The sequence below is a fragment of the Pseudoalteromonas luteoviolacea genome (assembly GCF_021654285.1).
Classification (GTDB): Bacteria; Pseudomonadota; Gammaproteobacteria; order Enterobacterales; family Alteromonadaceae; genus Pseudoalteromonas; species Pseudoalteromonas luteoviolacea_J.
Map to the genome: position 1 here is coordinate 142,005 of NZ_JAKFZS010000003.1, position 14,776 is coordinate 156,780.

A 14,776-nucleotide genomic window follows, 5' to 3' on the forward strand; every position below is an offset into this window, starting at 1 on the left:
GAATATGAATATAGAACTACTCGTTACAAAAGCTAAGCAAGTTTGCGACAATCGCGGTGCACGCTTCACACCTATCAGAGAGAAAGTATTTCGCTTGCTCGCGACAAAACAAGGTGGTGTTGGTGCATATGATTTGCTCGAAGAGTTAAAAATAACAGAAAGCAGCGCCAAACCTGCTACAGTGTATCGCGCATTAGACTTTTTGTCTGAGCTAGGTTTCATCCATAAAATCGAGAGCACAAACTCATTTATGTTGTGCCACCATTTTGACCATATCCACCCTGTCCAACTCCTGATTTGTGATAGTTGTGGGCATGTTCAAGAGTTACATTCTGGTGCCATCTCTCATGAGTTAAATAATTTATCAGCTGAAAAAGGCTTTAAAGTAAAAGCACAGACAATCGAAGCCCATGGGCTATGTGAAAAGTGCCAAGAGTAGTGCAGCTAACAAAAAAGCCACTACACTTAAAACTAATGTCTGTTATAACGAATAAAACAAGGGACCTAAAATATGAATGTTGAGTTCATCAACCCTTTTTTATCTTCACTAATAAATGTATTAGCGACCATGGCGCAAACAGAGTTGACGCCTGGTAAGCCAAAGATAAAAAAAGATGAAGTCGCCCGTGGGGACGTATCTGGATTAATTGGTATGGTTGGCCCACAAACCAAAGGCTCTTTTTCAATTACATTTGATGAAAGTCTTGCGCTTGCCATCATGGAAAGAATGCTTGGTGAACGACCGGAAAAAATCAATGAAGAAGTCACAGATATGGTTGGTGAAATAACCAACATGGTTACCGGTGGCGCTAAAAATTTACTCGGCGAAAAAGGTTATGACTTTGATATGGCAACACCGCTTGTCGTATCTGGACCTGGACATACGATTACGCATAAATGTGAAGGGGCAAAAATTATCATGCCATTCACCTCAGAAGATGGTAACGCAAATATAGAGGTCAGCTTCGACAAGCTATGAGTTGGCACCAATCTGTGATCACACTGAAGCCTCGAGCACGAGGCTTTCATCTTATTGATGATGAATTACTTACCCAAATTCCCCAACTGAGTTATTACAAAGTTGGGTTACTTCACTTATTTATTCAGCATACATCAGCTAGTCTTACCGTGAATGAAAATGCGGACCCAACTGTACGCATGGATATGGAAAGTCATTTCAATCATTTTGTCCCACAAAACCAACACTATTACCGTCATGACTATGAAGGTGATGATGATATGCCAGCCCATATAAAGTCCAGCACACTCGGGTGTGAAGTGACTATCCCTATTTATCAAGGGCAGCTTAATTTAGGCACTTGGCAAGGGGTGTATTTAGGTGAGCACAGAGATCATGGCGGGCCGAGACGCGTTGTTGCAACGCTACAAGGTCAATTGCTAGAGTGAGCTCTGCTCACTCATCACAGTATTCATAGCTCACACGGGGTGTAACGTTACAAAGCAGCTCGTATGGGATTGTATCCGCACATACGGCAACCTCTTCAACGGGGAGTGTTGGCCCCCACATTTCTACTTCGTCACCCACTGCTATCTGCGCTTCATTACTGCCGATATCGACACTTATCATGTCCATAGATACGCTGCCAACGATGCCATAACGTTGACCTTTTATCACCACTGGTGTTCCTTGCTTTGCGTGACGAGGATAACCATCACCATAACCCATAGCAACAACCGCAAGCGTTGTCGATTGCGCACACTGCCAGCGTCCACCATAACCAACACGATCACCCTGAACAACCTGCTTTATCGCAATGACACGGGTTTTCAGACGCATGACGGGTTTTAACTCATGATCTGTACCTGTTTTATCTAGCATGGGTGAAACGCCATATAGCATGAGTCCAGATCTCACCCAATCAAAATGCGCATCAGGCCAACCAATCACCCCAGCAGAATTTGCTAAACATAGCGCTTCGTTCGTCCCAGATACAATTGAGGAAAACAAATTTATCTGCGTTTGAGTAAAGTCATTGCCCACATCATCCGCACACGGAAAATGCGTCATTAAATTAACCGCTGGTTTGACATTATCGCACTGCTTTAAACGTCGATAAAAATTGTCAAATTGCTCAGGCTCCACACCCAAGCGGTGCATGCCAGTATCAATTTTCAACCAAACTGACAATGGCATATCCAGATCACTTTGCTCAATCGCTGCTAGCTGGCTCTCATCGTGCACAACTGTCTCAAAGTTATTGGCAAGGAGAATGGGTAAGTCACTCGGATCGAAAAAACCTTCAAGTAAAATAATCGGCTTGGTTAAGCCCCCAGCACGCAGTGCCAATGCTTCATCGATCCGCGCCACGGCGAAAGCGTCAGCATCAGACAAGCACTGAGCAATTTTAACTAAACCATGTCCATAGGCATTGGCCTTTAGCACCGCCATCACTTTTGAATGGGGCGCGATTTCTTTTACGCGCGCCAAATTATAACGCAGTGCAGGTATATTTATTTCAGCTGTGGCTAAACGCATTGCCAGTAACCCTTATTTACTTCTGGGCTTAATACTCATCATCCATGGCTGGCCCAGCATAATTGTCAAAACGAGAGTATTGACCTTGGAAGGTTAACCTAACCTTACCAATTGGACCGTTACGCTGTTTACCTATGATAATTTCAGCAGTGCCTTTGTCTGGACTGTCATCGTTATATACTTCATCACGATAAATAAACATGATTAAGTCGGCATCCTGCTCGATAGACCCTGATTCCCTCAAATCTGAGTTAACTGGGCGTTTGTCTGCACGTTGCTCTAGGGTACGGTTAAGCTGAGAAAGAGCAATAACAGGACACTCAAGCTCTTTTGCTAATGCTTTTAATGAACGAGATATCTCTGCGATTTCCAAAGTACGGTTATCAGACAAGCTAGGTACGCGCATAAGCTGTAAATAGTCCACCATGATCATACTGATCCCACCGTGATCTCGTGCGATACGACGAGCTCTAGAACGCACATCAGTAGGCGTCAAACCCGATGCGTCATCAATATACATCTGCCCTTTTTCCATTAAAAGGCCCATGGTAGACGATAAACGCGCCCAATCATCATCATCTAATTGACCTGTTCTCACCTTAGTTTGGTTAATACGGCCAAGTGATGCCAACATCCTCATCATGATCTGTTCCGAGGGCATCTCTAGTGAATAGATAAGTACAGGTTTATCCTGCGTCATTGCGGCGTGCTCAGCTAAGTTCATCGCAAATGTGGTTTTACCCATAGATGGACGCGCTGCAACAATAATCAGATCTGACGGCTGTAAACCCGCGGTCATCTGATCTAAGTCTGAGTAGCCAGAGCTCACCCCAGTTACACCATCTTGTGGAGACTGATAAAGCTCTTCGATTTTGTCTATGGTCTTTTCCAAAATACTGTGAATATTTTGCGGACCTTCAGTACTCTTAGTGCGCTGCTCTGCAATTTTAAAGACTTTACTTTCAGCTAAATCCAGTAAATCATGACTGGTTCGCCCTTCAGGATTAAAGCCCGCTTCTGCAATTTCATTGGCAACTGAGATCATCTCTCGAACAACGGCACGTTCACGCACAATACTGGCATAAGCATCAATATTGGCGGCACTTGGCGTGTTTTTGGCAATTTCAGCCAAATAAGCGAATCCACCAATCGAGTCTAATTGGTTGTTCTTTTCCAAGTTCTCAGAAATGGTAATCAGATCTATCGGCTGACCAAGCTCAACGAGTTTAGTCATGGCTTCGAAGATCAGTTTATGCGTGCGTGTGTAAAAGTCTTGTGCAACAACCAGTTCCGCAACGCGGTCAAATGCTTGGTTATCAAGCATTAAGCCCCCTAAAACAGACTGCTCTGCTTCGATGGAGTGCGGTGGAACTTTTAGTGTATCGACTTGTTGATCAGGTTTGGCCATAGTACGACAAAAACAAATGAGTGGATTTGTTATTGTAACCTTAAATCTGATAAAACTGAATGCTGATGAGCTATGTGATGGGGCTTATCGTCAAAAAGTACTGGCCCAACAGAGTTGGGCCGAAGTCATTAGCGGTGTTTTTTCAGTTCAATGCGACCACTGACTGTGTCTATTTCAATATCAGCATCACCCGAGCCGATTGTGAATTCGAGCTCTCTGGATGGGCCATACTTTGCTTTGTGTACTGTATCATTACTCAGCTCATTTGAGATTTTACCACCCGCATGCGCATCAATATCAAACTTGGCTGAAATATCTGCGGGGAAATACAATTCAGCATCTCCACTGACTGACTCGAGGTTCACTCTGGCATTAGGTAGTAATTTAGCAACTTTAACTTCAATTTCGCCGTTAACAGTATTCAGTCTTAGCTCTTGTAATTGCGCAATCTCAAAATCAACCTCTCCATTGACATTTTCCAGTCTAATTTCTGTTGCCTGCGTTTTGCTTTCAACGGAGCCATTTACCGCATTGAAGCGCACCTTACCCTTTGAGCCGATGTCTTCGATGTCGCCATTGACCGTTTCATAACGAATACGGCCGTCTAAATCTTTGCTCTCGATATCACCATTAACTGTTTCAAGACGCACTTTACCACTGATCTGGGCAGCTTTAATGTCACCATTAACCGTTTTTATGTAAGCACCCGCCGATAACTGAGCGGCTTCAACATCCACTTGTACACCTTCAAACACCAATTCACTTTGCTTTGGCATGAAAACTTTAAGGTCAGAGCCATCATGTTGACGTCCCCAATTTCTTGAGCTCGAGGGCATCTTCACAATAAACTTTGTCTTGCTGCCTTTACTCTCAAGTTTATAGCCTTTGGCATCTTCATCTAGCTCACCCACCACTTTAAATGCGGGCTTATCCCATGTCTTTATTTCTACATGGCCACGTTGATTTTCAATGTAAACCTTGCCATCTAATGGGATTTCAATCTCTTTATCAATCTTGTCACCCGCCAACGTCGCCAAAGGGAACATGGCTAAACTCAACATCAATGCTTTCATCCTACTTCTCCTAAATTTTTTGCCAACGAGGTTGATGAACTCGCTCTATTAAATCTAATTGTTGCTGATAAACCTGAGCTAACATCTGCAGTAAAGCGGCATTTTGCGTATCATTCTCAAGCGCAAGCTTAATCGCTTGCTCAGCTTCTTCTAATTCTTGTAACTGCACTTGCCAATCATTGGTCAGTGCAGGTTGGTTGCCATATTGAACCAGTAAGATTTGTTTTTGTTGCTCAAAATACTGGCTCATCTGCACCATATTGTTCTGTTCAGGCGTACTTAAACTAAAGTACATCACACACATACCAATACAGGTTGCAGCAGCAAGCGCTGACATTTGACGCCAAACGCTATTACCCTTAGCCGCTTCGCTAGTAAGTACTGTATCTGATTGCGCATTGATCGCTTTATCAATACCTTGCCAAAGTGGTCGCTGAGGTTCAGGCAAATCTTGTTGCTGCTGTGCTTTGCTCACTTCTTGAGACAAAAACTCATCAAATGTTGGCTTAGTCATTTTCATACCACTCCTGTAACAACTTTTTTGCCCTGTGGTACTGAGATTTACTCGACCCCACAGCCATACCTAGCATCTCGGCGATTTCTTCATGTCGATAACCTTCCACGCCATGTAGTACGAATACCAGTCTTGCCCTTTCTGGAAGCCTAAGCACTAGCTTATCCAAGCCATTTAAATCACCGCACAAATCAATCCCTGCTTCATCCATACCGCTGTTTTCAAAGCTAACGACTTTTTGTAACCAGTTTTTATGCTTACGCAAATAGCTAATCGCGATGTTTGATGTGACACTGTGCAACCACGTCGTAAATTTAGACTTGCCATCAAACTGCGAAATCTTATGCCATAGCTGAACGAACACTTCTTGGCTGGCATCTTCAGCGTGAGCCTGATCAGCAAGTAATCTTAAGCACAAGGCATAAACGCGCCGGTGACATTGCTCATATAAAGCCGCAAATGCCGCTTGGTCGCCCTGCTGAGTGCGCTTAACCAACTGTTCAAGCTCATCACAAGGGTGTATAGCGTCAACTAACATATTTTAATTCCTTTACCACGAGGCAATGATAATGACATATCAAAGCAAAAAAAGAAGTGCTTAAAGCCTATTTTAACATGCACTTATCTGGCCTATCGTCTAATGTCACATCAGGCCCCCGCAGTGCCTTTCATAATTTGTAAGACGCAGCGCAATGAGAAAAGGTTTAAATTAAATTGAAATGTTTTTAATAAGATAAGCACAGCTGGCACTGCGCATACTATTTGGACGTGAATAAACCTCTAACTAATGATTTATTCACTCTTAGTGGTCTGTTCGGTGTCATCGCTAAACTCTTCAGGGTGCTTATAGCGCCAACCTACAAATTTTAATGTGGCAGGCTCTTTCACCGTACCGCCATTGCCAAGCTTAAGATCTTTCAACGCTTCATCAAAATGAATACCGCTACCGCCATTCGCCTCAATCGTCGCGCCGCGCACAGTACCAAAAAACTGTCCACTGCCATTCATAGAAATTGAGGTCAGTGGGGCATAGATCACCGCATATAACGATGATGTGCCACTGACGATAATACCATTTTTGTTATCTGCACTATTGTCATTCGGTTCAGGCTTATAAGATGAAAAAATATTGAATGTGCCAAGTCCGCTTTCTGTTATACCTGGGTCTTCGGTGATAACTTGAGCACTCCCTCCTAACCTCACTTTACCTGTCACAAACACGGTTAAGCTGGTACCTTTGGCAATCTTTAGTTGACTATTACCAGTCATAATAAAATCACCGTCTATTAACCAAATTACGTCGCCACCGCCTGTGCCATTAGAAGAAACCGTTTTAACATTGACCAAGCCATCACCACCTAAGGTAAAACTTTTCATGTTGTATACGTATTCACTGTCTTCATTCAGTCTGCCGTGAACCTGCTTATTCACACCAAATAAATAAATATCAGCCTCGCTGGATATCCAAGATCTCGTCTCTTGCCATTGCCCTTGGACTTTCTCTTCTAGGCTGGCGCGCTGCGGACGAAATGTGAAAATTTGATTGGATTTCACAACCAAATTTTCTTCACTGTTATTGTATGTCATGATATCTGGCATATTGCTAGGTAGCGCAAGCGGGTCGCATTCATCAACCGTTGTCTGGTCATGATTCGGTGAGTCCGGATCATAAACGCGCACGGCTTCTACATTGGGATTAACATTAAATTTTTCTGCGGTGTAATATACGCCATCTTGAGAGTGCTCTGTGGCTAACTCAAACTTACCTGTGCCACCATATTGAATATCTAAAGGATCATTGAACTCGTTGAGAATATCCGCCCCCCAGAGCATTTCTACATTCCCATTAGCACGCACAACACCCGTAATATCACCGCCTCGGTGAATGATAAAACCTTGCGTCAATGCATCCCCTTGGACTCGAACACCGCTACCATGTGAGATATCAATGCCCGTATTGGATTGCACATTACCAATGACAGGCGATGAGCCCTTGAGGTACAAGACGCCTGAAGCTTTAACATCACCTCGAATAGGCGAGTGCCCAGAGAGCACCACATCCGAGTCACCAATCACGGTATTCACATCGCCATTGTCACCGCGAGAGTTTTCGTAGTCGCCAATTTTAGAATTGTAACTATCCACCAAGCCACTGCCCGATAAGTTAACCCCTTTACACCCTGTTACTGGATTATTAAAAACCGGTTCAACAACGGCATCTGTGAATTCAAAAACCGCCACCATATTATTAGCGGCGTCGTCCCCATATTTATTACCCAGACTACCTACTTCAATGATGCCAGCTTCCGGTGAGGTGATTGTTGTTGAAAATTGACCATCTCCAGTAGCTTGATTATTAATACCTGAAACATTCTCTAATACATCAGCCAATGTCGCTGAGGAGTTAATCGTGGTTGCATAATCGTTCAAATCATCAGCAGTGGCAAACACGCCTTTTTCAGCTTGCAAGCGCGCATTTAAATCTTTTTGAAAGTTACCGCTCAATCGTTCTTGTACTATGGTGTCTTTCATAGACGTAAATACCACCACACTGGCCATGGTGCTCAATAACATGACCTTAATGAGTGTAAATCCCGATTGTCGCGAAAAACGTTTCATTAGCCCTAGCCTTATGGGTTTGTAAATACGGCTTTATCAAGCACGAGGCGATTTGCCGCAATATCAATTTGAATGCCATTATCATTAAGAGCGCCATTCTCTAATTGCTTTGGCATATTTGTTGGCTTCACTATAATACTGATTAATATCCCATCTTCGTCAAAACTCAGTGCTTCTAAGCCTCGTAAAAGCTGTATCGGACCAGACCCTATATCACAAGTTAAATAACCATTAGACAATGTGTATAACTCTGAATAATCTGCTATTGGCACGCTGCCATCACACGCAAGTTGCAATGCTTTTTGATATACTCGTAAAGCAGCTTTGTTATTCTCTAGCTCGGGCTTTTGGTGCGTCTGCTTAATGCTTCGCGTCATCACTTGGCTGGTATAACGGATCACCTCTTGCGCATGTGATAACTCTTTACTCGCCACTACGGTACTTTTAATCGCCGTGTATGACATAGCCACCCCCGAGAGCAAAAATAACCCTGCGGCCATCGCAACAAGGAGTTCAATTAACGTATAACCACGCCCGTTGAATTTAGTTACATGGGCTTGCTGGCGTTGGCGCTGGTACATATACATAACTGGCTACTAATGTAATTTGATTCAAAAGGTTATTTTGGTTGTCATTTTGTACTCGACTATCATCCCAACTCACCGTAAATGTAACGTCTCGTTGATCTGGTGAGTTACGAATTAAAGCCGGATCATTATATCTATCTGGGGATATATTGAGTTTAAAGCGAGTATCTATTGGGTGTAATCTGGAAACCTCTGCTTTACTCATCGTCACTAAATCTTGGTCAACATGCTGAAAATGACAGAGATCTGTCCACATTCGTTCAATTGCATTTTGGCCATGCACCAGTGCCAGTGTATAGTTAAAACTATTATTCGCAAATTGTAGTGACTTCAACTGCGCCCCAGCCAAGCCCAATAGAGCCACACCAGCGATCACAATGGATACCATCACTTCAATTAATGAAAAACCTTTTTCTAAACGCAATTTTCAGCAGCCTCACCAATCCAACTCTGACCGCTTCTTAATATACATAAACGGTAATCAAGCGTGCTATTGTCATTATCACTCACTAAAATATTACTCATTTGGTTTATCTCACCCGTCGATCTTATCTCACGATCGACTAACTCTACCTGAATAGATTCGTGTCCAATTGTAAACGTGCGTAATGTTTTTTCTTCCCCATCCACCAAAGTATTCACCAACCACTGCGAATTTTGTTTGACCAACCTTACTGACTGCTCTCTTTTTACCGCTTCACTGCGCGCATATTGATATACGCTGTTTAATTGATGAATATTTGAATCAACACGGTCTTGCTTAATGTAGGTGACAACAGAGGGCATCGCCAAACTTGCAAGCACAGCAACCAGCGCAACACAAACAAGTAACTCAATTAAAGTAACGCCTCGATGTTTTGACTTACCAACACTCATCAGCTGGCCCATCTGAGACCCCATCGCCTTGCTCATCCAACCTTAACGTACCACATATATCAGAGACCTGAGTAGTGTTTGCCTTAGGCGTTGCACTGATACTAAATCGTAGGTTTCTATATGTGCCTACTGCACCAGTGGGTTTACCTAACGGTGTATAACGTAAATCGTAGTGTGGATGCACTTTAGTGATGGTGTATTCACTCCTATCAGGATAGCCACCATTTCTCGAATAAATACGCTCCAACTTTACAGCTTCTTGATACATTAACTGCTGTACATCAGCTCGGTTGCCCTTTCGTAAGTAATCTAAATAGCTGGGTAACGCAATACTCGCAAGGACAGCAACCAGCGCAACCACCATCAGTAATTCAATTAACGTAAAGCCACGTACACTACGACGATTAAACATTATTCTCCAAATTCAAATGATAACGCTGTCATATTTTTCAAAATACCACTGTATGATATTTGGACAGCAAAAAAAAGTATCTAATAAAAAAGAGTTAACTAAATTATCACAAATCAACTTTATATAAAATGGGTACGATATTACATGACATTACTAATGTGTACCTATCATTTTAATATATAGGCGCCATTTTGCCGTATTTGTGATTTAGATTAATTTTTCAACTTGTATGTATGAATCTTCCGTAATCAATCGCGATATTCATCGCTTTTTTATACTGAAAATTTATGTCGTTGTAATTTTTTCAGGGGAGGGATAAAACCGCACACTGGGTGTGCGGTTTACGCTTAATAAATTAAGCTTCTGCGATAACGATAACTTTGATAGTTGCCGTTACGTCAGAGTGTACTTGGATAGCTACGTCGAATTCACCAGTCTCACGGATAGTACCTAGAGGTAGGCGAACTTCAGCTTTAGCTACTTCAACACCAACTGCAGAAATCGCGTCAGCGATGTCACGAGTACCGATAGAGCCAAATAGCTTACCTTCGTCACCCGCTTTAGAAACTAGAGTAACTTCAGCTAGTGCTTCAAGTTTTTCAGCACGAGCTTGAGAAGCTGTTAGTTCTTCTGCGATTTTTGCTTCTAGCTCAGCGCGGCGAGCTTCGAAAGTTTCGATGTTAGCTTTGTTTGCAGGAACTGCTTTACCCTTAGGGAATAAGAAGTTACGTGCGAAGCCAGATTTAACAGAAACCTGGTCACCTAGGTTACCTAGGTTAGCGATCTTGTCTAGTAGAATAACTTGCATGTCTCTACACCTTTTAAAAACTATTAATCAGCCGGCTTACTTGTGTAAGTCAGTGTACGGAAGAAGGGCTAGGTAGCGAGCACGCTTGATAGCTGCTGCTAGCTGACGCTGGTACTTAGCGCTTGTACCTGTGATACGGCTAGGTACGATTTTGCCACTTTCAGTTACATAGTTTTTAAGAGTAGCTAGATCTTTGTAATCGATTTGTTGTACGCCTTCTGCTTTGAAACGGCAGAACTTACGACGTCTGAAATAACGTGCCATGAGTAATTTCCTCAATTAATTCTTTCAATATGTTGTGCATGAAGTACAAGCTGACTCAAGCCGTTTCGGCTCTCGTGGCGGTTTAAAAACCCCCTCACTTGCAACCCTTGCCCAACGTATAAATGCTCTAGTTGATTTCGGAATTTATCACCGCTAGCAACAACTTGAATTCGCACATAACTATTACGGTTAAGGTCGGCTTCAATTTGCATCGACTTATGTTCTAAAACAAAAATACAATGCGCAATGCCAGCAGGACTTTGACTATATTTTGGTGTTTTGCAAACAATCCCAGATAAAACGAACTGGTTTGTATAAGGGTCTGCTTGAGTTTGCACCAATTACCTCTAGTGGTGAGTCAAATCCGAATCAATAACGATTAAGCAGATGCTGCTTCTTTTTTCTCTTCTTTAGCAAGAGGAGAAGCTTCTGTTACAGCGTTCTTAGTACGCATAACTAGGTTACGTAGCACTGCATCGTTGTAGCGGAAAGAAGTTTCAAGTTCGTTGATTACTTCAGTTGGCGCTTCAACGTTCAAAAGAACATAGTGTGCTTTGTGAAGCTTTTCGATTGGGTAAGCCAGTTGACGACGACCCCAGTCTTCTAAACGGTGGATAGTACCGCCAGCTTCAGTGATAGAACCAGTATAACGCTCGATCATACCTGGAACTTGCTCACTTTGGTCTGGGTGAACCATGAATACGATTTCGTAATGACGCATGGATATTCCTTACGGTTAGTATAGCCTCGTCCCGTTTCGGCCGGCCGGGTTAAGGCAAGGAACGACTAATATGGCCGAAAGAGCGCGTATTTTACGCATAGTGCTAAAAATAAGCAATCTTTTTATGCAAGAAATCAGGATTAATAGAGAAAAAAGTTATAAGAATTTGAAAAATAGAAAATAGTAGGGAGAGAGTTGGAGCGGCACACGAGGTTCGAACTCGTGACCTCGACCTTGGCAAGGTCGCGCTCTACCAGCTGAGCTAGTGCCGCTTCATAGTTTGCTCTAAATTGTCCGCTGGAGCGCGACGGGTCGCGTCTAACGTTTTAGCAGCTGAGCTAGTGCCGCATCACATTTGCTTATTATTTAATAAGACTTTTTTGTTGGAGCGGCACACGAGGTTCGAACTCGTGACCTCGACCTTGGCAAGGTCGCGCTCTACCAGCTGAGCTAGTGCCGCATCACATTTGCTTATTATTCAATAAGACTTTTTTGTTGGAGCGGCACACGAGGTTCGAACTCGTGACCTCGACCTTGGCAAGGTCGCGCTCTACCAGCTGAGCTAGTGCCGCTTCATAGTTTGCTCTAAATTGCCCGCTGGAGCGCGACGGGTCGCGTCTAACGTTTTAGCAGCTGAGCTAGTGCCGCATCACATTTGCTTATTATCTAATAAGACTTTTTTGTTGGAGCGGCACACGAGGTTCGAACTCGTGACCTCGACCTTGGCAAGGTCGCGCTCTACCAGCTGAGCTAGTGCCGCATCACATTTGCTTATTATTCAATAAGGCTTTTTTGTTGGAGCGGCACACGAGGTTCGAACTCGTGACCTCGACCTTGGCAAGGTCGCGCTCTACCAGCTGAGCTAGTGCCGCATCACATTTGCTTATTATTTAATAAGACTTTTTTTTGGAGCGGCACACGAGGTTCGAACTCGTGACCTCGACCTTGGCAAGGTCGCGCTCTACCAGCTGAGCTAGTGCCGCTTCATAGGTTGCTCTAAATTGTCCGCTGGAGCACGACAGGTCGCGTCTAACGTTTTAGCAGCTGAGCTAATGCTGCTTCATAATTTTGTCTTAACAAAACCCGCTCAAAAAAACTGACTCTTAGCCTTAAGAGCTTGTCGTTTCAAGCGGGGCAGGATTCTACAAGATACAAAATGCTTTGCAAGCTTTTTTTATAAATTGAAGAATTTTTCTTGATAAACCTTCAACTCCATAATGGAGTCTTTGATATCGTCCAATGCTAAATGCGAGCTTTTCTTCTTGATATCATTTAAAAGTTCAGGTCGCCAACGCCTTGCAAGCTCTTTAATCGTGCTCACGTCAAGGTTGCGATAATGGAAGTATGCTTCAAGTTCTGGCATATACTTGTGAAGAAAACGACGATCCTGCCCGATGGAATTACCACACATAGGTGATTTACCTGGTGGCACCCACTGCTTCAAAAAGTCGAGTGTTTGCGCTATCGCGTCTGCTTCGCTAAACGTACTTGCTTTACAGCGCGCAGTTAGCCCTGAGCGGCCATGTTGGTTCGTACACCACTCATCCATATTATCAAGCAACTCATCACTTTGATGAATAGCTATCACTGGACCTTCAGCAAGCACATTTAAATCGCAATCTGTTATCACAGTTGCAATTTCGAGAATTTTATCTGTTTTAGGTTCTAGCCCTGTCATCTCTAGGTCGAGCCAGACCAAGTTTGATTCATGAAAAGACATACACTACCTTAACGGTACTTTCCTTTAGATCCAATGCAATTAGATATATCATATTAGCTTCATCACTCGACCAAAAGCTTTTTTTTACAAAGCGGGGCATTTTTATTGAGTTATAGCCTATGAATGGCTTATACACCAATCATTCGCAATAATTCGTCTCGTGAGTTTACAGATATGGCAAAACGAAAAAAACTCAGTCATGGCCAATCCAGACGGATTAAGGCCAACCAACAGAAGCGTTTGGCTAAAGCCAAACATAATGAAACCGCTGAATTACAGTGGCAATCAGACAACCTCGGCCCCACCGAGCCGGCTATCGTTGTAAGCCGTTTTGGTCAGCATGCAGATATTGAAGTCGAAGATGGCGAAGTGCTGCGCTGTAATATCCGCCGCACCGTGAACAGTTTAGTCTGCGGTGACAACGTCATTTTCCGCCGCGCGAAAGTCAGTGAGGGCGATTTAGCTGGTGTAATTGAAGCCGTTGAAGAACGGCGCACACAGCTCACGCGTCCAGATTTTTATGACGGTGTCAAAGTCGTGGCCGCCAATATTGACCAAATATTAATGGTCTCTGCGGTAGTCCCAGAGTTCACGCCACAGATCATAGACAGATATTTAGTGGCCTGTGAAGATATGGGTATTGAGCCTATTTTACTGCTTAATAAAATTGACCTACTTGACCCTGAAGGTCTCGAATATGTCGATGAGGTGCTCGATATCTACCGTGAATTGGGTTACCGCGTCTTGCTGGTCAGTAATAAATCAGGAGAAGGTATCGACGAGCTTAAAGAGTTATTAAAAGATAAGAACAACATATTTGTTGGTCAATCAGGTGTCGGCAAATCTACGCTGGTCAACACGGTTTTGCCTGATGCAGATATCTTAACTCAAGAAGTATCAGAAAACAGTGGCTTAGGGCAGCATACAACCACGGTATCGAAACTTCATCACTTACCAAGCGGGGGCAACCTCATAGATAGCCCGGGGATCCGTGAGTTTGGCCTATGGCACTTGGAAGTAGAGCGCGTTACTTGGTGCTTTAAAGAGTTCAGAGAGTTCATCGGTGGTTGTCGATTTAGAGACTGCAAGCACCTTAACGACCCTGGTTGTTTGATCACCGAAGCTGTTGAACAAGGTAAAATCAGTGAACTGCGCTTTGATAGCTATCACCGTATTTTAGAGTCAATGGCCGATGGCCGTGCAGGTGCGCGCGCGCCAAGAGTTTGATACTATCCGTTACCGGTTTTAGATAATTTATGTAAATAACGCCAATGGCA

19 protein-coding genes and 6 tRNA genes are annotated in these 14,776 nt (G+C 43.4%); 4 read left to right on the top strand and 21 right to left on the bottom strand.

Annotated features, from left to right (window positions below):
• Nucleotides 1-4: 4 nt before the first annotated feature.
• From zur to L1077_RS03400, 3 genes are all read left to right on the top strand, one after another.
• On the top strand, nt 5-439 hold the full coding sequence (gene zur, locus L1077_RS03390; protein ID WP_046355917.1) for a zinc uptake transcriptional repressor Zur: 435 nt from the start codon (nt 5-7) through the stop codon (nt 437-439).
• 72 nt (nt 440-511) lie between these two features.
• On the top strand, nt 512-979 hold the full coding sequence (locus tag L1077_RS03395) for a chemotaxis protein CheX (RefSeq protein ID WP_023400721.1): 468 nt from the start codon (nt 512-514) through the stop codon (nt 977-979).
• Nucleotides 976-1,407, top strand: a complete 432-nt coding sequence (locus tag L1077_RS03400) for a secondary thiamine-phosphate synthase enzyme YjbQ (RefSeq protein ID WP_237135600.1) — start codon at nt 976-978, stop codon at nt 1,405-1,407. The genes L1077_RS03395 and L1077_RS03400 overlap by 4 nt, the downstream gene beginning before the upstream one ends.
• A 7-nt stretch (nt 1,408-1,414) precedes the next feature.
• Here L1077_RS03400 and alr read toward each other — a convergent pair whose 3' ends face one another.
• From alr to orn, 21 genes are all read right to left on the bottom strand, one after another.
• Entirely contained in the window at nt 1,415-2,497 is a 1,083-nt protein-coding gene (gene alr / locus L1077_RS03405) for an alanine racemase (RefSeq protein WP_237135601.1), read from the bottom strand.
• A 28-nt stretch (nt 2,498-2,525) separates the two neighbouring features.
• On the bottom strand, nt 2,526-3,905 hold the full coding sequence (gene dnaB / locus L1077_RS03410) for a replicative DNA helicase (RefSeq protein ID WP_237135602.1): 1,380 nt from the start codon (nt 3,903-3,905) through the stop codon (nt 2,526-2,528).
• Nucleotides 3,906-4,033: 128 nt separating this feature from the next.
• On the bottom strand, nt 4,034-4,978 hold the full coding sequence (locus tag L1077_RS03415) for a DUF4097 family beta strand repeat-containing protein (RefSeq protein WP_237135603.1): 945 nt from the start codon (nt 4,976-4,978) through the stop codon (nt 4,034-4,036).
• A 10-nt stretch (nt 4,979-4,988) separates the two neighbouring features.
• A complete protein-coding gene (locus L1077_RS03420; RefSeq protein WP_440589534.1) occupies nt 4,989-5,492 on the bottom strand; it encodes a hypothetical protein in 504 nt (167 codons plus the stop codon).
• Nucleotides 5,485-6,030 carry an RNA polymerase sigma factor gene (locus L1077_RS03425; protein WP_237135605.1) on the bottom strand — a complete coding sequence of 182 codons (546 nt, stop codon included), beginning with the start codon at nt 6,028-6,030 and terminating at the stop codon, nt 5,485-5,487. The genes L1077_RS03420 and L1077_RS03425 overlap by 8 nt, the downstream gene beginning before the upstream one ends.
• A gap of 254 nt (nt 6,031-6,284) precedes the next feature.
• Nucleotides 6,285-8,111 (bottom strand): type II secretion system GspH family protein, encoded by a 1,827-nt coding sequence (locus tag L1077_RS03430; protein WP_237135606.1) that lies wholly within the window; start codon nt 8,109-8,111, stop codon nt 6,285-6,287.
• 11 nt (nt 8,112-8,122) lie between these two features.
• Nucleotides 8,123-8,698 (bottom strand): PilW family protein, encoded by a 576-nt coding sequence (locus L1077_RS03435; protein WP_237135607.1) that lies wholly within the window; start codon nt 8,696-8,698, stop codon nt 8,123-8,125.
• The gene (locus tag L1077_RS03440) at nt 8,655-9,122 is read right to left on the bottom strand and encodes a type IV pilus modification PilV family protein (RefSeq protein WP_237135608.1); all 468 of its coding nucleotides are present in this window, start codon (nt 9,120-9,122) and stop codon (nt 8,655-8,657) included. Before L1077_RS03440 ends, L1077_RS03435 begins: the two co-directional genes overlap by 44 nt.
• On the bottom strand, nt 9,113-9,598 hold the full coding sequence (locus L1077_RS03445) for a GspH/FimT family pseudopilin (protein ID WP_237135609.1): 486 nt from the start codon (nt 9,596-9,598) through the stop codon (nt 9,113-9,115). Before L1077_RS03445 ends, L1077_RS03440 begins: the two co-directional genes overlap by 10 nt.
• Nucleotides 9,561-9,986, bottom strand: coding sequence for a type IV pilin protein (locus L1077_RS03450; RefSeq protein WP_275424197.1), 426 nt, complete (start codon nt 9,984-9,986; stop codon nt 9,561-9,563). Before L1077_RS03450 ends, L1077_RS03445 begins: the two co-directional genes overlap by 38 nt.
• 355 nt (nt 9,987-10,341) lie before the next feature.
• A complete protein-coding gene (rplI, locus tag L1077_RS03460) occupies nt 10,342-10,794 on the bottom strand; it encodes a 50S ribosomal protein L9 (protein WP_039607618.1) in 453 nt (150 codons plus the stop codon).
• Between the two features lie 36 nt (nt 10,795-10,830).
• Nucleotides 10,831-11,058 carry a 30S ribosomal protein S18 gene (gene rpsR / locus L1077_RS03465; protein ID WP_005493466.1) on the bottom strand — a complete coding sequence of 76 codons (228 nt, stop codon included), beginning with the start codon at nt 11,056-11,058 and terminating at the stop codon, nt 10,831-10,833.
• Nucleotides 11,059-11,069: 11 nt separating this feature from the next.
• Nucleotides 11,070-11,399, bottom strand: a complete 330-nt coding sequence (priB, locus tag L1077_RS03470) for a primosomal replication protein N (protein ID WP_039607617.1) — start codon at nt 11,397-11,399, stop codon at nt 11,070-11,072.
• A gap of 38 nt (nt 11,400-11,437) precedes the next feature.
• Entirely contained in the window at nt 11,438-11,779 is a 342-nt protein-coding gene (gene rpsF / locus L1077_RS03475) for a 30S ribosomal protein S6 (protein ID WP_023400735.1), read from the bottom strand.
• 196 nt (nt 11,780-11,975) lie between these two features.
• Nucleotides 11,976-12,051: transfer RNA gene (locus L1077_RS03480), tRNA-Gly, on the bottom strand.
• A gap of 112 nt (nt 12,052-12,163) precedes the next feature.
• Nucleotides 12,164-12,239: transfer RNA gene (locus L1077_RS03485), tRNA-Gly, on the bottom strand.
• 36 nt (nt 12,240-12,275) lie between these two features.
• Nucleotides 12,276-12,351 (bottom strand) — tRNA-Gly (locus L1077_RS03490).
• Between the two features lie 112 nt (nt 12,352-12,463).
• Nucleotides 12,464-12,539: transfer RNA gene (locus L1077_RS03495), tRNA-Gly, on the bottom strand.
• Between the two features lie 36 nt (nt 12,540-12,575).
• Nucleotides 12,576-12,651 (bottom strand) — tRNA-Gly (locus L1077_RS03500).
• Between the two features lie 35 nt (nt 12,652-12,686).
• Nucleotides 12,687-12,762, bottom strand: a tRNA-Gly gene (locus L1077_RS03505).
• Between the two features lie 191 nt (nt 12,763-12,953).
• Nucleotides 12,954-13,499: an oligoribonuclease gene (gene orn / locus L1077_RS03510; protein WP_023397748.1), complete on the bottom strand. Its 546-nt coding sequence runs from the start codon at nt 13,497-13,499 to the stop codon at nt 12,954-12,956.
• Nucleotides 13,500-13,673: 174 nt separating this feature from the next.
• On the opposite strand from orn, the gene rsgA reads away from it, so the two are divergent.
• Complete coding sequence (rsgA, locus tag L1077_RS03515) at nt 13,674-14,726, top strand: small ribosomal subunit biogenesis GTPase RsgA (protein WP_237135708.1); 1,053 nt, start codon at nt 13,674-13,676, stop codon at nt 14,724-14,726.
• The last annotated feature ends 50 nt before the right edge of the window (nt 14,727-14,776 follow it).